Here is a 23,115-nt window from a genome sequence, read left to right as displayed (position 1 = left end):
TCTTCGGGGCAGCAGTTCCCTTCGGCGCGGGGACCTGGGAGCTCACTGCCGGGTCCGGCCGGTTTCGCCGTCCTGGAGACGCGGCTGGACCAAGGCGCCAAGCCTTTCGATCTCGCGATCCTTCGCCTGTAGCTGGTCCCTCAGCTCTTCCAGGACCTGGTCAACCTGATCCATGCGATACCCACGAAGCCCCAAGGCAAAGCGCAGGGAGTCAACGTCGGAGGGCTTGGCATCCTCCGGCAGCAGAACTGCGGGCAAGTTGGGGACCGGTTGGTCAAGGCCCGATCCGATCGAGCGCCCCCGAACGATCCCGGCACCGAGATACAGCGCCGCGCCGATGAGGACTATCGCTAGAAACACCAGGAAAAAGCTCACAGGGTCCATCGTGCCAGAAACAGCCGGCTACTCCGGGCGCTGATTTCCGTTGGTGGTAGCGGGAAGGGGTGCACCGTGCAGGACACGATGCACGGCGTCGGCGGGGTCATCCACCAGCTGGATCAGGTCAAGGTCCTTCTCGGAAACCATGCCTTCGGCCACCAGGGTGTCCTTGATCCACTCGATCATGGGTCCCCAGAACCGAATACCGAGCAGCACAATGGGGAACGATGTCACTTTGCGGGTTTGGACAAGCACCATGGCCTCGAACAGCTCATCGAGGGTGCCGAGTCCACCAGGAAGCACGACGAAGCCCTGCGCGTACTTGACGAACATGGTTTTGCGGGCGAAGAAGTACCGGAAGTTAATGCCCAGGTCCACCCACTGGTTGAGTCCCTGCTCGAAAGGCAGTTCGATGCCCAGGCCTACGGAGACTCCATTGCCTTCCACGGCGCCCTTGTTGGCAGCTTCCATGGATCCGGGGCCGCCACCGGTGATCACCGCGACTCCGGCTTCAGCGAGTTTTCGCCCCACATCGACGGCCATCTCGTAGTACTCGGTTCCGGGCTTCGTCCGCGCTGAACCGAAGACGCTGACGGCGGGCCCCAGGTCAGCAAGGGCTCCGAAGCCCTCCACGAACTCGCTCTGGATCCTCAGGACACGCCAAGGATCGGTATGAATAAACTGCCCGGCACCGCTGGTATCCAGCAAATGCTGGTCCGACATCCCCGTGTCTGCCTGTTTACGTCGAAGCTCCAAGGGACCCTTGTGCTTGGCAGGCGCGATCTCCGAGGGGAGCGGCACGTGGGTACCCTCGACGCGGCCGTTGGCATCGGGGTGGGGAACTGGGTGCTGGCTGATGCTCATTGCCCAAGGCTAGCGCGGATGAAGGCGTGCTCCGTCGCTGCGACCCGCTTCTTGCATTGCAGTCTGGTATATCGCTGTGGGGCAGGTTTCTGTTCAGTCACGATCTTCAGGAAGTTGCCGTGACCGTGGTCATATTTGCTTCTTTGTTCGCTAGATTCGTCGTATGACTACTCAAGCGTCCGGCGATGCCCTCGTCTCCCTGAACGGCGTCAATAAGCACTACGGTCAATTGCACGTCCTCAAAGACATCAACCTCCAGGTTCAGAAGGGTGAAGTCGTGGTGGTTATCGGACCTTCCGGTTCCGGTAAATCCACCCTCTGCCGTGCGATCAACCGTTTGGAAACGATCGACGACGGCGACATCGCCATCGACGGGAAGAAGCTTCCCGAAGAAGGCAAGGACCTCGCACACTTGCGTGCCGACGTCGGCATGGTGTTCCAGTCCTTTAACCTGTTCGCCCACAAGACGATTCTTGAGAACGTCACGCTGGGCCCCATCAAGGTTAAGAAGGTGGCCAAGGGCACAGCTGACAAGGAGGCCATGGCCCTCCTTGAGCGCGTTGGCGTCGGGCACCAAGCCCCGAAGCTTCCCGCCCAGCTTTCCGGCGGGCAGCAGCAGCGTGTGGCAATTGCCCGCGCTCTTGCCATGAAGCCGAAGGTAATGCTGTTCGACGAGCCCACGTCCGCGTTGGACCCCGAGATGATCAACGAAGTACTGGACGTCATGATCCAGCTGGCCAAGGAAGGCATGACCATGATCGTGGTCACGCACGAGATGGGCTTCGCCCGCAAGGCTGCTGATCGAGTGGTGTTCATGGCTGACGGCCAGATCGTGGAAGACGCAACTCCCGAGGAATTCTTCACCAACCCGAAGAGCACCCGTGCCAAGGACTTCTTGTCCAAGCTCTTGACCCACTAGCTCCTTACCGCCAGCACCCCCGGCCGTAAGGCGGCCACCCAATGAAAGGAACATCATGAAGTCTCTTATTACCCGGAGGAAGTCACTCCTGGTGGCCGCATCGGCTGCGCTTGCTCTCTCGCTGAGCGCTTGCGGCGGCAGCAGCACCACCACTCCCCCTGTTGCCTCGGCAAGCTTCGAAGCCGGCACCACCATGGAGAAGCTGAACAAGGCCGGTACGATCAAAATCGGTACCAAGTTCGATCAGCCGTTGTTCGGCCAGAAGGGCCTGGACGGCAAGCCTGTCGGTTTCGACGTCGAAATGGGCAAGGCAATCGCCGCCAAGCTTGGAATTCAGCCGGACAAGATCGAGTGGGTAGAGACTGTCTCCCAGAACCGTGAGTCGTTCATCGAGCAGGGTCGCGTCGATCTTGTTATCGCCACGTACACCATCAACGATGCCCGTAAGGAAAAGGTCGCCTTCGCCGGACCGTACTACGAAGCAGGCCAGGCGCTGTTGGTGAACAAGGACGACACCTCCATCACCAAGCCGGAAGATGTCTCCGGCAAGAAGGTCTGCTCCGTCACGGGTTCCACCCCGGCCAAGACCATCGCCGAAAAGTACGGTGCTGAGGTAGTCCCTGCGGCCACCTACACCGCTTGCCTGGAGCCGCTGCGTAACAAGCAGGTTGTCGCCGTCACCACTGACAACGTCATCCTCGCCGGATACGTGGACAAGGAACCGGACGCCTTCAAGCTCGCCTCCGATGAAACCTTCACCAAGGAGCCTTACGGCATCGGCCTGAAGAAGGACGATACGGTTTTCCGCAACTGGATCAACGACCAGCTCGAGGAATTCGCCAAGGACGACACCTACAAGAAGGCTTGGGAAGCCACTGCAGGCAAGGTCATCAAGACCGCTCCTGAACTTCCTACGATCAACCGCTACTAGTCGGGACCCGTCAACTGCCGCCGCCCACCCGGACGGCGGCAGTTGACGAATCCAGGACCCTGTTCCCTGATTAGCTGCAGCCAAAGGAACCCATGGACGCCGTCATAGCAAGCCTCCCCGAGTATTGGGACGGATTTCTCCGAACCCTTTATCTCTCCATAATTTCAGGAATCATTGCCCTCATTGTCGGCACACTCCTGGCAGCCATGAGGGTCTCCCCCGTGGCAGCACTTCGCGGTTTCAGCATGTTCTATGTTGAAGTGGCGCGTAACACCCCCCTCACCATCATTTTCTTTTTCGCCGCCATTGTTCTGCCGCGGTTGGGCGTTAAGTTTGAACAATTCGAAGTCGCGGCCATCATCGCGTTGAGCAGTTACACGGCGGCCTTCATCGCCGAAGCCGTCCGTTCCGGCGTCAACAGCGTGCCTGTGGGCCAAGCAGAAGCTGCCCGCAGCATCGGCATGACCTTCACCCAGGTGTTGGGCTTCATCGTCCTCCCCCAAGCCGTACGCACCGTCATACCTCCGTTGATCAACATCCTGATTGCACTGGTGAAGAACTCCTCGGTGGCCGGCGCGTTCTTCGTCCTGGAGCTTTTCGGCTACGGCCGCCAACTCTCCAACGACTACGGCAACCAAGTCCTCTGGATCCTCCTCGGGGTGGCTTTCTTCTACCTCCTGATCACGGTTCCGCTGGGGCTTCTGGCGCACTTTGTTGAACGAAAGGTGGCGATTGCCCGATGACATCGGTCCTGTACGACGTCCCCGGGCCCAAGGCCCGCCTGTATTCGCTCCTGGGATCCGCCGCCGGAATCCTGATCATCCTCGGCATCCTCGCGATTGCTGTCGTAACGCTGGCACAGCAGGGCATTTTCGACGCCGACCGCTGGGAGATTTTCTACGGTCCCATGGCTCCGGACGTCTGGAACCTGATCGGCCAAGGCATTCTCTCCACCTTGGCCGCAGCTGCCGTAGCTGCCGTGATTGCGTTCCCTCTGGGCATCGCGCTCTGCCTGTTGCGTATCTCGCTGATTCCTTGGATCCGGATTCCCACGCAGGTAGTGCTTGAGTTCCTCCGCGGCATGCCCGTGGTCCTCATGATGTTGTTTGTCCTGTTGGTTTTCGCCACGGGTCAGTTCCAAGCCGTCGTTGTTGGCCTGGTTCTCTACAACGCCGCCATCTTTGCTGAGATCCTGCGTGCCGGCATCCAGTCCCTCCCCAAGGGACAACGCGAGGCTGGTCTGGCCATCGGCCTCCGAAGCTTCCAGTCACGGATGTCCATCGAGTTCCCCCAGGCCGTCCGCCGGATGCTTCCATCCCTGGTTGCCCAGCTGGTGGTTCTGCTCAAGGACACCTCGCTCGGCTACATCGTGGGCTACGAGGAACTCCTTCGGAAGATCCAGATCATGGCCGACTTCCTGGGCCCGGACTTCCTGTTCCCTGCGTTCTTCGTAGGCGCTGCGATCTACATCCTGATCAACCTGACCGTGTCACGGATTGCGATCATGATTGAGCGCCGCGGCTCCAAGAAGGCCGCCGGCGGCGTGGCCTCAGCCATTAAGACTGTGGATCTCGAAGTCAACGTACCTGGTACCGATAAGAAGTAATCCTTAAGCAAACAAGAAGGTCCGCAGCCACAGTGATCAATTCACCGGGCTGCGGACCTTCTTCGTTTGCTGAGCGCAAAGCTCCTGGACTACGGCGCCAGCCACGTCCTCAGTGCACGGAGGCACTCACGGACGGCATCGGCGTCGACATGCTCGTTGTCCTTGTGCGCCAGCAGGGGGTCACCGGGTCCGAAGTTCACGGCCGGGATGCCCAGTTCACTGAAACGCGCGACGTCGGTCCATCCGTATTTGGGCTTGGGCTCGGCGCCCACGGCGGCAACGAAGGACGCGGCGGCCGGGTGGTTCAGTCCGGGCCTGGCGCCGGCAGCAGCGTCCGTACGGACGACGTCGAATCCTTCCAGAAGCTCCCGGACGTGGGCCTCGGCTTGGTCCGGCGTCTTATCCGGCGCGAAACGGTAGTTGATTTCCACCACGCAACGGTCCGGGATGACGTTGCCCGCAGTTCCACCGTTGATCTTCACCGCGTTGAGGCTCTCGCGGTAATCGAGGCCGTCCACGTTGATGGTCTGCGGCTCGTAGTCGGCGAGCCGGGCCAGGATGGGTGCTGCGGCATGGATCGCGTTGACGCCCATCCATGCACGCGCTGAGTGGGCTGTTTCGCCGATGGTGGTGGCTTCGAAACGGCTGGTGCCGTTGCAACCACCTTCCACCGTGCCGTGAGTCGGCTCCAAAAGGATCGCGAAGTCGCCCTGCAGAAGATCCCCGTGGTTGCGGACCAACCGTCCGAGGCCGCTCTTCACCGCTTCCACTTCTTCATGGTCGTAAAAGACGAAGGTGACATCTTTGTCCGGCTGCCGCCCGTCGTCGAACAGTGTCGCAGCCAGGGCGAGCTGCACAGCAACGCCGCCCTTCATGTCGGTGGTCCCGCGTCCGTAAAGAACGCCTTCACCTGGAACTCCGGACTCCCACGTGGCAGGAACAGTACCCAATGAGCCGGCCACGGTGGGCAATGGCACGGTGTCCAGATGCCCTGCCAGAATGACACGCTCGGAGCGGCCAAGTTCGGTGCGCGCGATGATGGCGTCACCGTCCCGGGTCACGGTATAGGCGGGGATGGCGCGTAGAGCCGACTCGACGGCGTCGGCGAGTTCGGTCTCGTTTCCGGAAACGCTGTTGAAGTCAATGATCGCGGCCGTCAGCAGGGCAACGTCCTGACGCAGGTCAAGGAGGGCGGGAGCAGGGTTCAGGGTCACCCGTCCAGCCTAATGCCCGCAAATGCGACTTCTATGGCATGAGACGGGTTTTAACCGACCTCTGCCTGCTGGATAGACTTGCCCCATGACTGAAACTGCTTCCTCTGCTGTGCCCGCAAACGCGCCCGTCAACCAACGATCGGCCTATGGCTTCGGCCTCGCCACCATCGCCACCTCGGCTTCCGGGGAAGCAACCGTGCTTGACGTCTGGTACCCGGCACCCGCTCTGGGCGTCGCCGCCGAGACCCTGCGCGACGTCGACAATGCCGATCCCGCACTCGTTGCACTTGCCGAGGAAGGCAAGGACGCCGACCGCGGCACCGAGCAGAAAGTGGTCTTCGCGCAGATCGACCTCGACGCCGCCCCTGCGGACACGGCCGATGCCTACCTGCGCCTGCACCTCCTCTCGCACCGCCTGGTCAAGCCCAACAGCATCAACCTGGACGGCGTGTTCGGCAAGCTGCCCAACGTCGTATGGACCAACTTTGGACCGGCAGCCGTTGACGGCTTCGAGCTGACCCGTGCCCGCCTGCGTAAGCGCGGCAACGTTGTGGTCTTCGGCGTGGACAAGTTCCCGCGGATGGTTGACTACGTCGTTCCCACCGGTGTGCGCATTGCCGACGCCGACCGTGTCCGTCTGGGTGCCCACCTCGCAGAAGGCACCACGGTAATGCACGAAGGCTTCGTGAACTTCAACGCCGGAACCTTGGGTACCTCCATGGTGGAAGGCCGCATCTCGGCAGGCGTCGTAGCCGGTGACGGCACAGACGTTGGCGGTGGAGCGTCCATCATGGGCACGCTCTCCGGTGGTGGCAAGGAAAAGATTGCACTGGGCGAGCGAGTTCTGCTCGGCGCCAACTCCGGCGTGGGCATCAGCATCGGCGACGACTCCGTTGTGGAGGCCGGCCTGTACGTCACTGCAGGTACTCGTGTACGTGTTCCGGGCCCCAAGGACGAGAACGGCGAGGACACCAGCAAGATCATCAAGGCTGTGGAACTCTCGGGTGTCCCGAACCTGCTCTTCCGCCGTAACTCCACCACCGGCGGCGTGGAAGTACTTCCGCGCAAGGGCCAGACGGTGGAGCTGAACGAGGCTCTCCACGCCAACTAGCAGGAGAGAATCCATGCGCCGGTTCCGCCGCGCCATCGTTGCGGTGCTGGCCTTGGCCCTCGTAGCAGGTGCCATTTACGCGATAGTTGCCGTGCTGCAGCGCTCCGAGACCTTGGTCACGGAGCGCTGCTTCGCCGTGGTCGGCTCTGAAAGCCATGAGCTTGCCACGGACCAGGCTGCCAATGCATCGCTCATCTCGGCGATCTCCGTCCGGCGTGGGCTACCACCCAGAGCGGCGAGCATCGCACTTGCCACAGCCATGCAGGAATCCAGGCTGCGCAACATCAACTACGGCGACGACGCCGGACCGGACTCCCGCGGTTTGTTCCAGCAACGCCCCTCGCAAGGCTGGGGATCCGAGGAACAGGTGATGGACCCCGTCTATGCCAGCAACGCGTTCTTTGACGGACTGGTCAAGGTGCCCGGTTACGAGACCATGGAGATTACCCAAGCTGCCCAAGCGGTCCAGCGTTCCGCGTTCCCCCGTGCTTACGCCCAGCATGAAGGCATGGGCCGGGCTTTCGCTTCCGCCCTCACAGGACACTCAACCTCTTCATTGAACTGCGAATTGCGCATGCCGGAGGCGGCGGGTGACCCTGCCGTCGTCGTCGATGAACTCACGGCGTTCGGCCCCCAGGCGGCCACCGTTCAGGGCCGCTCGGTTCAACTGGAAATTGGCGGAACCCAGGCGTGGGCCGTGGCTCACTGGGCTGTGGCAAACGCCAAGACGCTATCCATCACTCAGGTGGATTTGGCAGGCCAGACGTGGAACCGGGAGAAGCGCGACGGATGGCAACCCTCCGCCGCTCCCACTGAGACGGTCACCATCACCGTTTCAGCGCCGGCTACATAAGTTTTTGTACAGCCCGATCAAGCGAGCATCTCCACTACCGGTTGGACGTAGCTGCGGAACACATCGGGTTCGGAGAGCAGCCGGTGACTCATGATCATGGTGTCCGGTTCCAGGTACCAGGCTCGCGGCTCATTGAGGGGCAGCTCAATGATGGTGAGTTCGAAGTCGCGGGAACTACGGCCGACCTCGAGGAGCCTGTCCTCCACCATTTCATTCAGTACATGAGTCACCCCGTTGGCTTCTCGAGCGGCCTCAAGATGGGCATACTCGTCAATCCTGTCCGTAGCCCATCCAAGCGCGGAGCCGAAATGTGCCTGCAGGACACGCTGCAATGCCGGTGAGTTGCCAAAAGCCTTGAAACTTGGCGGGGCCAGCTCAGGTGCCGGGTTGGGGTACGACTTCACCAGGCTCTCCCACCAGGCCTCCCACTCGGTCTTCAGCGCCGGGAAGCCACCAACATCAGAGGTGAGGTGCTTGTGGTCTGCATGACGGACTTTCGGAGCTGCCTGGGAAAGCATCGGTTTGCCGGCACCGTCCAGTCCCGCTACGTCGCGCAAGTACAGGGCGATGAGCATCGGCCCGGACGTATCCATAGTGATGCGCCATCCCGGGCCGCCTGACTCGTGCATGCGAATTCCTCCCTTTGGCAGGTCCCCGACATGTCCCAGTCTATTCCCGTTGGCTCCTGACGGTAATGGCGTTATTCGCCTCTTACGGAGTGGGCAGGCTCAGCATTCCTAACTACCGGCAGGCACTGCCCGCAACGAGCGCAGGTGAGCCGTCAGGACGTCGCTGCACATCTCCGCGGTCATCCACTCGGGCTGCAGCAGTGCATGCATGCACAGCCCGTCCATGGTTGCCAGGAGCCTTTCCGCTTCCGTCACAAGGGCTTGCTGCGCGTCAGCCTCAGCGGGGTTCAGGAGCATGATGAGGCGACCGATGACGGCAGCCACTGTACGGTGACTGCGCTCGGCTTCGTCAGCCAGGACTGGCTTGATCCGGGCAGCGTGCCGGAACGCCATCCAGACGCAGGCATCTACTGCGAGTTCCTCGTCCAAGGGCAGGAACTGGCCGAGGAGGTTCAGTACAGCGTTGTGCTGCTCCGGGCTATCCGGTGAGGCTTCCTCGACCGAAACAAGTGCAGCTTCAAGACGCCCTGCAATGCGATCGATCACGGCCGCGAAGGAGAAGACCAGAAGTTCATCACTGCTGGCGAAGTAGTGCCTGACAGAACCAACAGCCAGCCCTGCTTCGTCAGCTACTTCCCTGAGGGATGCCCGCTCCAAGCCGTCGCTGGCAATGATCCGAAAGACGGCTTGGACAACTTCATGGCGCCGGGCTTCGGCATCAACAATTTTGGGCACCAGTAGTTTTTAGCACGAACGTGCTTCAACACCGCTCAACACAGAGCGGCGTGGCTCCGATTTCCGATAGCGTAGGGACCATGAAAATTCTTGTCACGGGTGGCACCGGCTACATCGGTTCCCACACCGTTTTGTCCCTTCAGGAAGCCGGCCACGACGTCGTTGTGCTCGACAACCTCGTGAACTCCAGCGAGGAATCCCTCCGCCGGGTTTCGGAGCTCACCGGCAAGACTGCCGCCTTCCACAAGGTGGACCTGGTGGATGAGCCCGCCGTTGAGGCGGTCTTCGACCAGCACCAGATCGACGCCGTCATCCACTTCGCGGGGCTGAAGGCTGTAGGCGAGTCCGTCCAGGAACCCCTGGCCTACTACTACAACAACATTGTGGGCACCCTGAACCTGCTCCGCGCCATGGACAAGCACAACGTGCGCTCCATTGTCTTCAGCTCCTCGGCAACGGTGTACGGCGAGCACAACCCGATTCCCTACATCGAGAAGATGGAAATCGGCGCCAACAACCCGTACGGCCGCACCAAGGAACAGATCGAGGACATCCTCTCTGACCTGGGTAACGCGGATGACCGCTGGCATATCGCACTCCTGCGCTATTTCAATCCGGTTGGAGCGCACCCGTCCGGCCGCATCGGCGAGGACCCCCAGGGCATCCCAAACAACCTCGTCCCCTTCATCGCACAGGTCGCCGTGGGACGCCGCGAAAAGCTCATGGTCTTCGGCGGAGACTACGACACCCCGGACGGCACTGCGCAGCGCGACTACATCCACGTAGTCGATCTGGCTGATGGACACGTAGCAGCCCTGAACTACATCGCCGAGCGCGCCGGAGTCCGTCGCTGGAACCTAGGCTCCGGCCGCGGTTCGTCCGTTCTGGAGGTCCTGCGTTCCTTCGAGAAGGCCGTTGGCCGGCCGATTCCGTACGAGATCACCGACCGCCGCGCCGGCGATCTCCCCGCCTTCTGGGCCGACGCTTCCTCCGCCCTTGCTGACCTTGGATGGTCCACTACAAAGACTGTGGACCAGATGTGCGAGGACCACTGGCGCTGGCAGAAGAACAACCCCTACGGCTACAACGCAGCTGAGGCTGCCGCGACGAGCAACGCTTAGGCGAGCACCGCTTCAGCAACATACGACGGCGGCCGCCCACCTCGCGCGAGGTGGGCGGCCGCCGTCGTTATTTACGCTGTTGCCGTATCAGTTGGCCGGGTAGTTACGCTCCGGCTCCCCTGTGTAGAGCTGCCGCGGGCGGCCGATCTTGGTCTGGGGATCGTTGATCATTTCGCGCCACTGGGCAATCCAGCCCGGGAGGCGTCCAATGGCGAACAGGACGGTGAACATCTTCTCCGGGAAGCCCATGGCCTTGTAGATCAGGCCAGTGTAGAAGTCGACGTTCGGGTACAGCTTGCGCTGGATGAAGTAGTCGTCAGCCAGTGCTTTCTCTTCAAGGCGCATGGCGATGTCCAGCAGTTCGTCGTTGCCGCCGAGCTTGCCCAGAACTTCGTGTGCCGTTGCCTTGATGATCTTGGCGCGGGGATCGTAGTTCTTGTAGACGCGGTGTCCAAAGCCCATGAGGCGGACGCCGTCTTCCTTGTTCTTGACCTTCTCCATGTAGTCCTCGGGCTTGATGCCGTCGGCTTGGATCTGGCGGAGCATCTTGAGCACTGCCTCGTTGGCGCCACCGTGAGCGGGGCCGAAGAGGGCATTGATACCGGCGGAGACCGATGCGAAGAGGTTCGCGTTGGACGAGCCCACCAGTCGCACGGTGGACGTAGAACAGTTCTGCTCGTGGTCCGCGTGCAGGATGAGCAGGAGGTCCAGGGCCTTGACCACCACGGGGTCCATCTCGTACTGCTCGGCGGGCAGGCCGAAGCTAAGGCGCAGGAAGTTCTCCACCAGGTTCATGGAGTTATCCGGGTACAGCATCGGCTGGCCGATGGACTTCTTGTGCGCGTAGGCAGCGATGACCGGCAGCTTGGCCATGAGGCGGATGGTGGAAACTTCAACGTGCTCCGCGTTGAAGGGATCCAGCGAGTCCTGGTAGAACGTGGACAGCGCCGAAACAGCCGAGGAAAGCACCGGCATGGGGTGGGCGTCACGCGGGAACCCACCGAAGAAGCCCTTGAGCTCTTCGTGCAGGAGCGTGTGGCGGCGGATTCGCTGATCGAACTCTTCCAGCTCCGTGGGAGTGGGGAGGTTGCCGTAGATCAGCAGGTAGGAAACTTCGAGGAAGCTCGAGTGCTGCGCGAGCTGCTCAATGGGGTAACCGCGGTAACGCAGTACGCCTGCGTCGCCGTCGATGTAGGTGATGGCCGAGGTGGTGGCCGCTGTGTTCATGAAGCCGGGGTCATAGGCGACGGCGCCCGTCTGCTTCAGCAGCTTGGAAACGTCATAACCTTCGTTTCCTTCTACAACCTTGATGCGCGGCAGTTCGAGTTCGCCGCCGGCATGGCGCAGTGTCGCGCTGGTGGTCTCAGTCATGGAGTCCCCTTCATGAGGCCTCAGGGCCTCTATCGAACGCTTGTCCAACAACCTTCTGGTGTCGCCGCCTTCGGCCCTACTGTTGCAGGGCTCCAACGGCCGAAGTGCTTTCTTAGAGAAGGCCACCATTGATAGTCAGTTAAAAAGCTACCGCCAGTAACCCTACGGAACTAATCCGTGCCGTCCGGTTACTGGCGGAATGACGCTATTAGTGGCGCAAGTCACAGCATTGTTATGAGGTCGTGCCAAGCCGTTCAACAGCGGCGTCAATTCGCTCGTCGGTGCCGGTGAGCGCCACTCGGATGAAGCCATCGCCGGCATCACCGTAGAAAACGCCAGGGCCTACCACGATGCCAAGTTCTGCAAAGCGGGCTACGGTGTCCCACGTGGCTTCGCCGGCTGTGGACCACAAGTACAGCCCGGCCTTGGATTCGTGGATTTTCAGTCCGAACTTCTCCAGCGCCGGCACGATCCTCTCGCGGCGCCCGCGGTAGAGATCCTTCTGGGTCAGGACATGGCCGGCGTCACCCAAAGCGACGCGCATGGCTTCCTGCACAGGGTAGGGAACGATCATGCCCGCATGTTTGCGGCTGTTGACCAGGTTCGCGATGATCGCCGAATCTCCGGCTACAAAGGCGGCACGGTACCCGGCAAGGTTGGACTGTTTGCTGAGCGAGTACACGCACAGCAAGCCATCAGTGGAACCACCGGTAACCCGGGGATCCAGAATGCTGGGGACAGCTTCGCCGCCACGTTGGACATCCCATTCGCCCCAGCCCAGCTCTGCGTAGCACTCGTCGGAAGCCACCACTGCTCCGAGCTCACGGGCCTGGCCGACGATCCGTTGGAGCGACTCGACGTCGCGGACGCTGCCTGTGGGGTTTCCCGGTGAGTTGATCCAGATCAAGCGGACCTTCGCGCGAGTGGCGGGATCGAGTTCATCCAGGTCGTCAGCGGCAACTGCCGTGGCACCTGCCAATGAGGCGCCGATGTCGTAGGTCGGGTAGGCGACCGTGGGACGCACAACGACGTCGCCTGCGCTCAAACCCAACAGGAACGGCAACCACGCCACGAGCTCCTTGGAGCCCACAGTCGGCATGACGTCCTTGGGGTCCAGACCCGGAACGCCGCGACGGCTGGCGAACCAGTCCACCACTGCTTGACGCAGGGCCTCCGTGCCGTGAACCGTGGGATACCCGTGGGCGTCGGCAGCGTTGGCCAGGGCCTCCCGGATCAGCCCCGGAGTAGGGTCCACCGGAGTTCCGATAGAGAGATTTACTGCACCGCCGGGGTGCTTGGCGGCCGTGGCAACATACGGCGCCATGGCCTCCCAGGGGTAGTCAGGCAGGTTAAGGCCGAAAGCCGGCGCCGCTGAAATCAAAGAAACTACCGCCTAGTGGTCTTGGTTCTGCGGGGGCAGTGCAGCGATGTACGGGTGATCCTTACCCGTGTTGCCGATCTTGGCGGCACCGCCCGGGGAACCGAGGTCATCAAAGAACTCCACGTTGGCCTTGTAGTAGTCGGCCCATTCTTCCGGGGTGTCATCCTCGTAGTAAATGGCCTCAACCGGGCACACGGGTTCGCAAGCTCCACAGTCGACGCATTCATCGGGGTGGATGTAGAGGGAACGCTCACCTTCGTAAATGCAGTCGACAGGGCATTCTTCAATACATGCCTTGTCCTTGACATCTACACACGGCTGCGCGATTACGTACGTCACGTCCCAGACCTCTCCACGGTTTGTCCCGGCGATGGCCGGGGTAATACGGCCGGCATCATGCCGGGCACTCAACTTCCGAGCCTATTATCCAACAGTGCGCTGACGCCAACCTAGCCCGCGTCTTAGTATGAAACGGTGACTCCCCCGAATTTGCCGCCCCGACAATTCCTCCTCGCCGCAGAACCAGGCATCCGGGTGGTGGTCCGGTACAGGATCGAGGACGGGTTGACGGACGCCTTGGGCTATCTGGTGGGAACCACGGAAGGTTCCTGTACCGTCAGGACCCGTACGGCCGACGTCGAGATTCCGTTGGCCATGGTTATCGCGGCGAAAGAGGTTCCACCGCCGCCGCCGCGTCGGCAGTCCGTCCGCGTCGCAACCGACTGAGAACCTGCCGATTAACAACCACAAGCATGATTAACGTCACTACGCCGATGCCAAAGACCCACGCGTTGCCCACTGGGTCGCCAAGAATCAACTGCTTTGCGGAGCCGGCTGATGACAGGACGCCGACGACGGCATAGCTCACCGCGCCTGCCACCGCCGGCGGTATCACCGAGCGGGACCATGCGCCTAGCCACAACTGCACGGACGCAAGCAGCAGCAAGGCCGCGGCCACGCCCCAGGGGACCTCGACGCCGGACCAGAGTACGGCTTGCCGGTGCAGTACGGTGCCCGCCAAGGCAACGAAAAGAGCCGCCAGAACGGCCGTGGCAATTCCACGGACCGAACCGACGGCTCCTCTCTTCATTCAGCTGTTCCGAACTGGTTCAGACCAGTAGGGACTAGGACTAGGACTTGGCGCGGGCGCGGTTGGCCTTGGCGCGCTCGTTGGAGTCCAGGATGACCTTGCGGATACGGATGGCATCCGGGGTTACCTCGACGCACTCGTCTTCACGGGCGAATTCGAGGGACTCTTCGAGGGTGAGATCGCGTGGCGGCGTCAGGTTTTCGAAGGTGTCCGAGGAAGCGGCACGCATGTTGGTGAGCTTCTTTTCCTTGGTGATGTTGACGTCCATGTCATCAGCGCGGGAGTTCTCGCCAACAATCATGCCTTCGTAAACCTCGGAAGTGGGCTTCACGAAGAAGGAACCGCGCTCCTGCAGGTTGATCATGGCGAATGGCGTCACAACGCCGGCGCGGTCGGCAATCATCGAACCGTTGGTACGGTATTCGATCGGTCCGGCCCACGGCTCGTAGCCTTCGGAGATGGAGGCAGCGATACCGGCGCCACGGGTGTCCGTCAGGAACCGGGTACGGAAACCAATCAGGCCACGCGCAGGGACGATGAATTCCATGCGGCACCAGCCGGTGCCGTGGTTGGCCATGTTGGTCATGCGGCCCTTGCGGGCAGCCATGAGCTGCGTGACGGCGCCGAGGTATTCCTCGGGCACATCAATGGTCATGTGTTCCATCGGCTCGTGCAGCTTGCCGTCGATGGTCTTGGTGACAACCTGCGGCTTGCCTACGGTCAGCTCGAAGCCTTCGCGACGCATCTGCTCAACCAGGATGGCCAGCGCGAGCTCGCCACGGCCCTGGACTTCCCAAGCGTCGGGACGCTCGGTGGGGAGGACCTTGATGGAGACGTTACCGATCAGTTCCTTGTCCAGGCGATCCTTCACCTGGCGGGCCGTGACCTTGGCGCCCTTGACCTTGCCGGCCAGCGGCGAGGTGTTGATACCGATGGTCATGGAGATCGCGGGATCGTCCACAGTGATCAGCGGCAGCGGCTGCGGGTTCTCGGCGTCGGTCAGGGTCTCACCAATGGTGATTTCCTCGATACCGGCGACGGCGACGATCTCGCCGGGACCTGCGGACTCGGCAGGAACACGGGTAAGCGCCTTGGTAGCGAGCAGTTCGGTGATCTTGACGTTCTTGAGTTCACCGTTTGCGCGCGCCCAGGCAACGGTCTGGCCCTTGCGGAGCGTGCCGTTGTAGATGCGGAGCAGTGCGAGGCGGCCAAGGAACGGCGATGCGTCCAGGTTGGTCACGTGTGCCTGCAGCACGCCGTCCGGGTTGTACGTCGGAGCGGGGATGTGCTCGATGATGGTCTTGAAGAGGGGCTCGAGGTCCTCGTTTTCCGGGGCAGAGCCGTTGTCCGGCTGTTCCAGGGAAGCGCGGCCAACCTTGGCGGCTGCGTAGACGACGGGAACTTCGAGGACCTTGTCCAGGTCCAGATCCGGAACTTCGTCGGCGAGGTCTGAAGCAAGGCCAAGGAGCAGGTCCATGGACTCGTGGACAACTTCGTCGATGCGGGCGTCGGGACGGTCGGTCTTGTTGACCAGGAGGATGACCGGGAGGTGCGCGGCAAGGGCCTTGCGGAGCACGAAGCGGGTCTGGGGCAAGGGGCCCTCGGAGGAATCGACCAGCAGGACGACGCCGTCAACCATGGAGAGACCGCGCTCTACCTCGCCACCGAAGTCGGCGTGGCCGGGGGTGTCGATGACGTTAATGGTGATGGTCTCGCCGTTGGACGACGGGCCGTTGTAGGCAACCGTGGTGTTCTTCGCGAGGATGGTGATGCCCTTTTCGCGCTCCAGGTCACCGGAGTCCATGACACGGTCCTCAACCTCACCATGGGAAGCGAAGGAGTTGGTCTGCTTGAGCATGGCGTCGACCAGGGTGGTCTTACCGTGGTCAACGTGTGCGACGATCGCGACGTTGCGCAGATCGCTCCGCGACGCAGTGTTGGTGATGGTTTCAGACATGCGTTAATGACTCGTTTCAGTGGTGAAGTCAGCTGTTTGTATCCGCGCGCATACCTGATCGACTTGATCGGAACACACAGCGAAAAGACCCCGGGACACAGGGCACCTGCATCCAGTCTAAACGCAGTTGCATTTCTGAGCCTAAAAAGCAAGCTATTCGGTGGTGCGATGTGGCCCTGCTCACACTTTGGGGTTGTTACGTAAACGCAAGTCCAGATGCTGGATTTTCCCTGCCGTGTGCACCAAGATGGGCTGCAGAACCAGTGCCACGTGGAGAACAACGATGCGACAAGCTCCGGCCGTGTTCCGTATGCTCGCACCATTGATCGCCATTGGCGTTCTCTCGGTAGGCTGCGGAGCAAGCCCAGCACCAATGACCGCCCCCTCTGGATCAACCGCGCCCGGGCCTGCGCAGACAGCGGCGGCAGACAAACCGCTCAGGATTGCACCTGCCCCCAGTTCACTCAACCTGCCCGTGGGATCCCTGTATAAGAACCCCGCGAACAACCGCAGCGAACTGGTTCTCGCCGACGTGCGCCACACCGCGGTACTCATTGGCGATTCCCAGTCGATGCCGAAGGATTCCTGGCCGCAGCAGGGCATCGCAGCCATGGGCTACAAACTGCACGTAGTGGGCATGGGCGGCACCGGGTACGTGGCCACCAACGGCAAGACAGGAAACTACATTGACGCGCTGCAGCGCGGCGACTGGGTGCTGCCCTTCGGTGACCCGCCGCTGATCGTGGTCCAAGGTGGCGGCAACGATGCCACCCAGCGAGCCACGGACGCCCAGATCACCAGCAACGCCGAGCGACTAATCGCCGCCCTGAAGAAACGCTACCCGGGCACCACCATGGCCATGATTGGAACGCTCGCCAGGGGCGTGAGCAACGGAGGCGGACGCCGCACTGAAATCGATGCCCTTCTAGGACGTATCGCCGCTAAGCATGGAATACCGTTCGTCAGCGCTGGCGACTGGCTCACCCGCTACAACGCAATCGGGGATCTACAGGATGGCGTGCATTTGAAACCGGCCGGGCATGCAAAGCTAGGCGCCGCATTGGCTCGCGAATTCACGGCGCTTGGCCTCACTGCCCGCCCGGACAGCTCCGCCTCAGCACCGGAATCTGCACCTGAATCTGCACCTGCGCAGTAGAGCGCACGTTGCGGGGCCCGCTCTGCGCGCTTCGCGAGCTTTATGACGTGCACAGCAGGCCTCACAATGCGAGGTTAACGGCAAGAGCCGGTGGTTCCCTTCTCGGGCAACCACCGGCTCTTCTGCTAACCAGCCATCAAACGCTCGACGCCGGTCAGGCCACCGCGGGTGGCAACAGAAGCGAACCGCCCGGAATGGCATCCAGGAGTGCTTGGGTGTAGGCCTCGCGCGGGTTGTCGAAGACGTCATCCGTGCTGCCCGTCTCCACGAGCTTGCCCTTTTCCATCACGCAGACGTGATCGGCGATCTGCCTGACGACGGCGAGGTCGTGCGTGATGAACAAGTACGTCAGGCCGAGGTTGTCCTGAAGATCAGCCAGCAGGTTCAGCACCTGAGCTTGGACAAGCACGTCCAAAGCTGAGACCGCTTCATCACAGATGATGACTTCCGGGTCCAAGGCCAAGGCGCGCGCAATGGCGATGCGCTGCCGCTGGCCACCTGAGAGCTCGTTGGGGTACCGGCGCATGGTGGACTGCGGCAGGGCTACCTGGTCCAGAAGCTCCCGGACCTTCTTTTCACGGCTGGCCTTGTTGCCGATCTTGTGGGTCCTCAACGGTTCTTCGATGGTGCGGAAGATGTTGTACATCGGATCCAAGGAACCGTAGGGGTCCTGGAAGATAGGCTGCACCCGGCGACGAAACTTGAACAGGTCCCTGCTGCTGAGCGTGGACGTGTCTACGCCGTCAAAGATGATCTTTCCGGACGTCGGTTCCAGCAGGTTGAGGACCATTTGCGCCACGGTTGACTTGCCGGATCCCGACTCACCGACAATAGCCGTGGTGGTTCCGCGCTTGACGGCAAAAGAGACAGAGTCCACGGCCGTGAAATCCGTGGACTTGCCGATGCCACCGCGAAGCTTGAAGACTTTAGTCAAGTCCTCAACCTTCAGCACCTCCTCAGGTAAAGCCTTCTCGATAACCACTGGCTCAGAAGGAGCCAGCAGGTCCTCGGACTCGATGCCCTGCTCCTTGGCCACCTGGATACGACGTGAGGCCAGCGACGGCGCCGAAGCAACCAGTCGCTTCGTGTACGGGTGCCGCGGATTGCGGAGCAGCTCAAGTGATGGGCCGGACTCCACAACCTGGCCCTTGTACATGACCACCACCTTGTCCGCGCGCTCGGCTGCGAGGCCGAGGTCATGAGTGATGAGCAGCACGGCCGTTCCCAGCTCGGAGGTCATCTTGTCCAAGTGATCCAGAATCTGGCGCTGGACCGTGACATCAAGGGCGGAAGTCGGTTCGTCCGCGATCAGCAGACGCGGCTGGCACGAAAGCCCGATCGCAATCAGGGCACGCTGGCGCATGCCGCCGGAGAACTCATGCGGGTACTGTTTGGCCCTGCGGGAAGCATCGGGCAGGCCTGCCTCCGAGAGGACCTTCGCAACATCGTCAGGTCCGGAAGGAAGCCCGTTCGCTTTCAAGGTCTCCTTGACCTGAAAGCCGATCTTCCACACGGGGTTCAGGTTGGACATGGGGTCCTGCGGAACCATGCCGATCGAATTGCCCCGTAGCTCGATCATTCGCTTTTCGCTAGCGTGGGCAATGTCCTCGCCGTCAAAGAGAATCTCGCCGGCCGCAACCCGGCCGTTCGCCGGAAGCAGCCCGATGGCAGCAAGTGCAGATGTCGATTTGCCTGAGCCCGACTCCCCCACAATAGCGACCGTCTCTCCCGGCATGACCGTGAGATGGGCGTTCCTCACCGCGTTAACTTCACCGTTGCTCGTGGCGAAGTTGATTGCGAGGTTTTTGATCTCCAGCAGCGGACGCTCGGAGCCAGCGACTTCTTCCTTGATATGAACTGAAGAGTTCATGGCTTCGCCTTTCATCGTTTGCGGGCCTTGGGATCCAAGGCATCACGGAGGGCATCGCCGAGCATGATGAAGCTCAGGACTGTAATCGACAGCGCGATAGCCGGGTAGAGCAGTGGCATCGGGTTGGAACGCAGAGAGGCCTGTGCAGCCTGAATGTCGTTACCCCATGACATAACGCTCGGTGGCAGGCCAATGCCCAGGAAGGACAGTGTCGACTCAGCCACGATGAACGTGCCCAGGGAGATTGTTGCCACCACGATGATCGGCGCCAGGGAGTTGGGCAGGACGTGACGCAGCAGTGAGCGGAAGCGCGAAACACCAAGGGACCGTGCGGCCACGACGAAGTCGGCATTCCTGACCTCTATGACGGCGCCACGCGTAATGCGCGCGATTTGCGGCCAGCCAAAGACAATCAGAATTAACACCAGCGTCCACACCGTGCGGTTCGCACGGAAAACGGGGAGCTGCATCATCACAATTGCGCCGAGGATCAGGGGCAATGCGAAGAAGATGTCCGTCAGGCGGGCCAGGAGCGCGTCAGCCCAGCCGCCGTAGTAACCGGCAAGGGCACCGACTACGCCGCCGAAGAGAACGACTCCGATGGTGGTGAAGAGGCCAACGGTCACCGACGAACGGGTACCGAAGATGACACGGGCGTAAACGTCGCAGCCCTGCTGGGTAAACCCGAGCGGGTGTCCATTGGTCGGTCCACCATCCGAGTTGGCCAGTTGGCAGGCCTCATTGGAGGGATCGATCTGTGAGAACAGGCCTGGGAAGAGAGATACCACCACAACGGCCAGGATCATGATCGCCGAGATAATGAACAACGGCTGTTTGCGGAGATTCTTCCATGCTTCGCCCCACAGACTTGAGGGGGCACTGTCTTCCTTGACCTTGTCTGTGGCCTGAAGCGGCGTCTCGTCAAGATCAGCAACGAAGTGCTCGATGTGTCGCCGGGCGGTGTCCTGCCCGGTCAGATTATTTTCAGGCGTCATAACGGATCCTCGGGTCAAGCCAGGCGTATAGGAGGTCAACGAGCAGGTTGGAGAGGCAGTAGATCAACACCAACACCGTGACAATGGAGACCACGGTGGGTCCCTCACCGGACAAGACGGCCCGATATAGCCTGTTGCCCACGCCGGGAACGTTGAAGATACCTTCTGTGACAATCGCGCCACCCATGAGGGTGCCAAGGTCGGCGCCTAGGAACGTCACTACTGGAATGAGCGAGTTCCGCAGAATGTGGACGTTGACAACCCTGAAACGAGACAAGCCCTTGGCCGTCGCTGTCCGGACATAGTCGGCGTTCATGTTCTCGATAACGCTTGTGCGCGTGAGACGCAAAACGTAGGCGAACGATGCCAGGCCAAGAACGATCGCCGGCAGGATAAGGTCCTGTACTGTCGCGGCTGAACTCACCGTTGGTTTCGCCCAGCCCAGCTGCACACCAATAAAGAACTGAAGGATGAAGCCCAGGACAAAGATCGGGATGCCAATGACGATCAGCGAGGCGATCAAAACGGTTCCGTCGAAGAACTTGCCCTTCCGAAGACCTGCGATGAGGCCGAAGGCGATGCCAAAGACGGCTTCAAAGATTAGAGCCATCACTGCAAGCCGGGCCGTGACAGGGAAAACCTCGCCGAGAACGGCGGCAATCGGCCGGCCGGAGAAGTCCTGGCCGAGGTCAAAAGTAAAGATGCTCTTGAGATAGAGCAAGTACTGGATGATGAAGGGCTGGTCCAGGTTGTACTGAGCCCTCAGCTTCGCAGCAACAGCTTCGTTAACAGGCTTATCGCCAAACAGAGCGGCAATGGGATCGCCGGGAAGACTGAAAACCAGGAAATAGACCAGCAGTGTAGCTCCCAGGAAAACGGGAATCAGCTGGAGGAATCGCTTAAGGATGTATGTCGCCATCAGCGCATCACACCCCGATCAGTAGGCACCCGGTCCAAGGGTGCAGCAGAGTCGTTCATTGAAGAACCTTTTCGTCTGATGTGCAAACGTTCCCTGCCAAGGCAAAGTAAGCCTGCACAAGGACGCCCAACCGGAGTTGGGCGTCATTGATTTGCAACGTGATACGGCGACGAAGGCACTCAACTGAGCGCCCTCGCCGCCGTTTCGCTTACTTGCCAGTGATGTTGTAGTACAGCGGGACGCCGTCCCAACCGTAGTCAACATTCGTGACGCCAGTGCTCCAGCCACCCTGTGATACCTGGTACCACAGGGGAATGGCGGGAAGATCCTGCAGCAGGATTTCCTGGGCCTTGTTCATTGCCTTGTTACCTTCAGCAACAGAAGGTGCAGAGAGTCCGTCAGAGATCGCCTTGTCGAAAGTCGGGTTCTCATAGCGGGCGTCGTTCGAGCCAGCTCCGGTCTTGTAGATCGGACCGAGGAAGTTGTACAGCGACGGGTAGTCTGCCTGCCAGCCGGCACGGATTGCACCAGTCAACTTACCGGTCGTAGCAAGATCGCGGGCTTCTTTGAACGTTGCGAACGGAAGCCCCTCTGCCTTGATGCCTAGGTTGTTCTTCAGCTGGTTGGTAAGAGCCTCAACCCAAGCCTTGTGACCGCCCTTGTCAGCGTTGTACGCAATGGTGAAGGCCGTATTCGGGTCCCACTTTTGCATGGCATCTGCCTTGGCCCAGAGGTCCTTGGCCTTGGTCGCATCGAATTTCAGGTTGTCCGAGCCCGGAATGCTGTCGCTGTAGCCGTCCAGGACGGGAGCAGTGAAGTCCTTGGCCGGCTGGCGGCCGCCGCTGAAGATCACCTTGGTGATTTCTTCCCGGTTGATGGCCATGGAGATTGCCTGGCGACGGAGCTTGCCGGCCTCTCCACTCCACTCCGGGAGGTATTCCGGAATAGCGATGGTCTGGTTGCCAGCGTAAGGCTTCTCAATGAAGCGGTCACCCAGATCCGTCTTGAAGTTCTTCAGGGCGCTTGTGGGAATCACTTGCAGGATGTCCAGGTTGTTGGACAGGAGATCCTGGTACGCAGCGTCATCGTTCTGGAAGATCTTGAACGTCACGCCGCCGTTCTTTGCCTTGCGGGGACCGTTGTACTCGGGGTTCGGGACGAGCTGGATCTGCACATTGTGCTGCCAGCCGTTCTCAGCCATCTTGTACGGGCCGTTGCCTACGGGCTTTTCGCCGTAAGTCTTGGGATCAGCAAGTGCCGCCGCCGGAACAGGCATGAACGCGGTGTAGCCGAGACGCAGCGGCCAGTCAGATTCAGGCTGCTTAAGTTCTACCGTGAAGGTGGTGTCGTCCACGACCTTGAGGCCGGACAATGTGTCCACCGTGGAACCCTCTGCACTGGCTTCGTCGTAACCCTTGATGCTCTCAAAGAAGGTAGCGCTCAGGTTCCCGTTCTTTGCTGCTGCTCCGTAGTTCCAAGAGTCAACGAACGTCTTAGCCGTGATGGTGTCACCGTTGGTGAACTTCTGATCCTTCTTGATCTTGATGGTGAAGTTCTGGGCGTCCGGCGCCTCGATGGACTCCGCCAGCTCGTTAACCGGCTTACCCGATGGGTCGTAGCTAACAAGGCCAGAGAAGATCAGCGTGGCAATCTTGCCGCCGCCGACCTCGTTAATGTCTGCAGGCATGAGCGGGCGCTGAGGTTCTGAACCGTCAGCAATGATGACCTTGTTCGGGTCGCCTGCGGACGTGCCGGAGTCATTGCCGCCACCGCCGCCGCAACCGGTCGCTGCGAGGGCGATGATCGCCGCTACGCCTAGAGCTTTGGAAGTGCGCGAGAAACGCATTCCGCCTCCTATGAGTCGTGGAGTTGAGCAGGGGAAATTCGTGATTCCCCCCAGGCACAGGCACAGTTTCCTACTGTGACGTTGCCTACATGTGTGTGTAAGCCTACCCACATTGTGTCCAGATATTGGGACCTGCTGGCCAAACTGTAACCGTTCCGCAACCTCCAGA

23 protein-coding genes are annotated in these 23,115 nt (G+C 60.9%); 9 read left to right on the top strand and 14 right to left on the bottom strand.

Annotation, left to right across the window (positions count from 1 at the left end; all coding sequences use genetic code 11):
- Nucleotides 1–42: 42 nt before the first annotated feature.
- Together M1D89_RS09285 and M1D89_RS09280 are read right to left on the bottom strand one after the other, a co-directional pair.
- On the bottom strand, nt 43–384 hold the full coding sequence (locus M1D89_RS09285) for a DivIVA domain-containing protein (RefSeq protein ID WP_498649991.1): 342 nt from the start codon (nt 382–384) through the stop codon (nt 43–45).
- Between the two features lie 18 nt (nt 385–402).
- The gene (locus M1D89_RS09280; RefSeq protein ID WP_498649989.1) at nt 403–1,242 is read right to left on the bottom strand and encodes an LOG family protein; all 840 of its coding nucleotides are present in this window, start codon (nt 1,240–1,242) and stop codon (nt 403–405) included.
- Nucleotides 1,243–1,405: 163 nt separating this feature from the next.
- On the opposite strand from M1D89_RS09280, the gene M1D89_RS09275 reads away from it, so the two are divergent.
- From M1D89_RS09275 to M1D89_RS09260, 4 genes are all read left to right on the top strand, one after another.
- Nucleotides 1,406–2,161, top strand: a complete 756-nt coding sequence (locus M1D89_RS09275; protein ID WP_011775438.1) for an amino acid ABC transporter ATP-binding protein — start codon at nt 1,406–1,408, stop codon at nt 2,159–2,161.
- A 55-nt stretch (nt 2,162–2,216) separates the two neighbouring features.
- Nucleotides 2,217–3,092 (top strand): glutamate ABC transporter substrate-binding protein, encoded by an 876-nt coding sequence (locus M1D89_RS09270; protein ID WP_498649987.1) that lies wholly within the window; start codon nt 2,217–2,219, stop codon nt 3,090–3,092.
- Between the two features lie 92 nt (nt 3,093–3,184).
- Complete coding sequence (locus tag M1D89_RS09265) at nt 3,185–3,835, top strand: amino acid ABC transporter permease (protein ID WP_498649985.1); 651 nt, start codon at nt 3,185–3,187, stop codon at nt 3,833–3,835.
- On the top strand, nt 3,832–4,698 hold the full coding sequence (locus M1D89_RS09260) for an amino acid ABC transporter permease (RefSeq protein WP_178997006.1): 867 nt from the start codon (nt 3,832–3,834) through the stop codon (nt 4,696–4,698). Before M1D89_RS09265 ends, M1D89_RS09260 begins: the two co-directional genes overlap by 4 nt.
- A gap of 89 nt (nt 4,699–4,787) precedes the next feature.
- Here M1D89_RS09260 and dapE read toward each other — a convergent pair whose 3' ends face one another.
- The gene (gene dapE / locus M1D89_RS09255; RefSeq protein ID WP_498649983.1) at nt 4,788–5,912 is read right to left on the bottom strand and encodes a succinyl-diaminopimelate desuccinylase; all 1,125 of its coding nucleotides are present in this window, start codon (nt 5,910–5,912) and stop codon (nt 4,788–4,790) included.
- 85 nt (nt 5,913–5,997) lie between these two features.
- Between dapE and dapD the strand changes: the two genes are divergently transcribed.
- Together dapD and M1D89_RS09245 are read left to right on the top strand one after the other, a co-directional pair.
- On the top strand, nt 5,998–7,023 hold the full coding sequence (gene dapD / locus M1D89_RS09250) for a 2,3,4,5-tetrahydropyridine-2,6-dicarboxylate N-succinyltransferase (protein WP_498649981.1): 1,026 nt from the start codon (nt 5,998–6,000) through the stop codon (nt 7,021–7,023).
- Nucleotides 7,024–7,036: 13 nt separating this feature from the next.
- Complete coding sequence (locus M1D89_RS09245) at nt 7,037–7,876, top strand: hypothetical protein (protein WP_498649979.1); 840 nt, start codon at nt 7,037–7,039, stop codon at nt 7,874–7,876.
- Nucleotides 7,877–7,893: 17 nt separating this feature from the next.
- Here the strand turns inward: M1D89_RS09245 and M1D89_RS09240 are convergent, their stop codons facing one another.
- Together M1D89_RS09240 and M1D89_RS09235 are read right to left on the bottom strand one after the other, a co-directional pair.
- Complete coding sequence (locus M1D89_RS09240) at nt 7,894–8,505, bottom strand: hypothetical protein (RefSeq protein ID WP_402934032.1); 612 nt, start codon at nt 8,503–8,505, stop codon at nt 7,894–7,896.
- Between the two features lie 108 nt (nt 8,506–8,613).
- The gene (locus M1D89_RS09235) at nt 8,614–9,240 is read right to left on the bottom strand and encodes a TetR/AcrR family transcriptional regulator (protein ID WP_498649977.1); all 627 of its coding nucleotides are present in this window, start codon (nt 9,238–9,240) and stop codon (nt 8,614–8,616) included.
- An 80-nt stretch (nt 9,241–9,320) separates the two neighbouring features.
- On the opposite strand from M1D89_RS09235, the gene galE reads away from it, so the two are divergent.
- Entirely contained in the window at nt 9,321–10,361 is a 1,041-nt protein-coding gene (gene galE / locus M1D89_RS09230; protein WP_026005471.1) for a UDP-glucose 4-epimerase GalE, read from the top strand.
- A gap of 87 nt (nt 10,362–10,448) precedes the next feature.
- Here galE and M1D89_RS09225 read toward each other — a convergent pair whose 3' ends face one another.
- From M1D89_RS09225 to fdxA, 3 genes are all read right to left on the bottom strand, one after another.
- The gene (locus M1D89_RS09225) at nt 10,449–11,732 is read right to left on the bottom strand and encodes a citrate synthase (RefSeq protein ID WP_026005754.1); all 1,284 of its coding nucleotides are present in this window, start codon (nt 11,730–11,732) and stop codon (nt 10,449–10,451) included.
- 232 nt (nt 11,733–11,964) lie between these two features.
- Complete coding sequence (gene dapC / locus M1D89_RS09220; RefSeq protein WP_498649975.1) at nt 11,965–13,113, bottom strand: succinyldiaminopimelate transaminase; 1,149 nt, start codon at nt 13,111–13,113, stop codon at nt 11,965–11,967.
- 12 nt (nt 13,114–13,125) lie between these two features.
- Nucleotides 13,126–13,452, bottom strand: a complete 327-nt coding sequence (gene fdxA, locus M1D89_RS09215; protein ID WP_017200392.1) for a ferredoxin — start codon at nt 13,450–13,452, stop codon at nt 13,126–13,128.
- Between the two features lie 135 nt (nt 13,453–13,587).
- On the opposite strand from fdxA, the gene M1D89_RS09210 reads away from it, so the two are divergent.
- Entirely contained in the window at nt 13,588–13,839 is a 252-nt protein-coding gene (locus M1D89_RS09210) for a putative acetyltransferase (protein WP_498649973.1), read from the top strand.
- Here the strand turns inward: M1D89_RS09210 and M1D89_RS09205 are convergent.
- Both M1D89_RS09205 and typA read right to left on the bottom strand, forming a co-directional pair.
- Nucleotides 13,772–14,203: a hypothetical protein gene (locus M1D89_RS09205; RefSeq protein WP_498649971.1), complete on the bottom strand. Its 432-nt coding sequence runs from the start codon at nt 14,201–14,203 to the stop codon at nt 13,772–13,774. The two genes, M1D89_RS09210 and M1D89_RS09205, sit on opposite strands and share 68 nt — an antisense overlap.
- Nucleotides 14,204–14,243: 40 nt before the next feature.
- Nucleotides 14,244–16,160 carry a translational GTPase TypA gene (gene typA, locus M1D89_RS09200; RefSeq protein ID WP_498649969.1) on the bottom strand — a complete coding sequence of 639 codons (1,917 nt, stop codon included), beginning with the start codon at nt 16,158–16,160 and terminating at the stop codon, nt 14,244–14,246.
- Nucleotides 16,161–16,320: 160 nt separating this feature from the next.
- Here typA and M1D89_RS09195 point away from each other — a divergent pair, with 160 nt between their 5' ends.
- Complete coding sequence (locus M1D89_RS09195; RefSeq protein WP_498649967.1) at nt 16,321–17,316, top strand: SGNH/GDSL hydrolase family protein; 996 nt, start codon at nt 16,321–16,323, stop codon at nt 17,314–17,316.
- Nucleotides 17,317–17,470: 154 nt separating this feature from the next.
- Here M1D89_RS09195 and M1D89_RS09190 read toward each other — a convergent pair whose 3' ends face one another.
- From M1D89_RS09190 to M1D89_RS09175, 4 genes are all read right to left on the bottom strand, one after another.
- Nucleotides 17,471–19,186, bottom strand: coding sequence for a dipeptide ABC transporter ATP-binding protein (locus M1D89_RS09190; RefSeq protein WP_498649965.1), 1,716 nt, complete (start codon nt 19,184–19,186; stop codon nt 17,471–17,473).
- An 11-nt stretch (nt 19,187–19,197) separates the two neighbouring features.
- On the bottom strand, nt 19,198–20,181 hold the full coding sequence (locus M1D89_RS09185; RefSeq protein ID WP_498649963.1) for an ABC transporter permease: 984 nt from the start codon (nt 20,179–20,181) through the stop codon (nt 19,198–19,200).
- On the bottom strand, nt 20,171–21,100 hold the full coding sequence (locus tag M1D89_RS09180) for an ABC transporter permease (RefSeq protein ID WP_420178531.1): 930 nt from the start codon (nt 21,098–21,100) through the stop codon (nt 20,171–20,173). Before M1D89_RS09180 ends, M1D89_RS09185 begins: the two co-directional genes overlap by 11 nt.
- A gap of 208 nt (nt 21,101–21,308) precedes the next feature.
- The gene (locus tag M1D89_RS09175; RefSeq protein ID WP_498649961.1) at nt 21,309–22,946 is read right to left on the bottom strand and encodes a peptide ABC transporter substrate-binding protein; all 1,638 of its coding nucleotides are present in this window, start codon (nt 22,944–22,946) and stop codon (nt 21,309–21,311) included.
- Between the last annotated feature and the right edge of the window lie 169 nt (nt 22,947–23,115).

This window comes from Arthrobacter sp. D3-18 (assembly GCF_054408525.1).
This window is presented reverse-complemented; position numbering and strand designations above follow the sequence as displayed.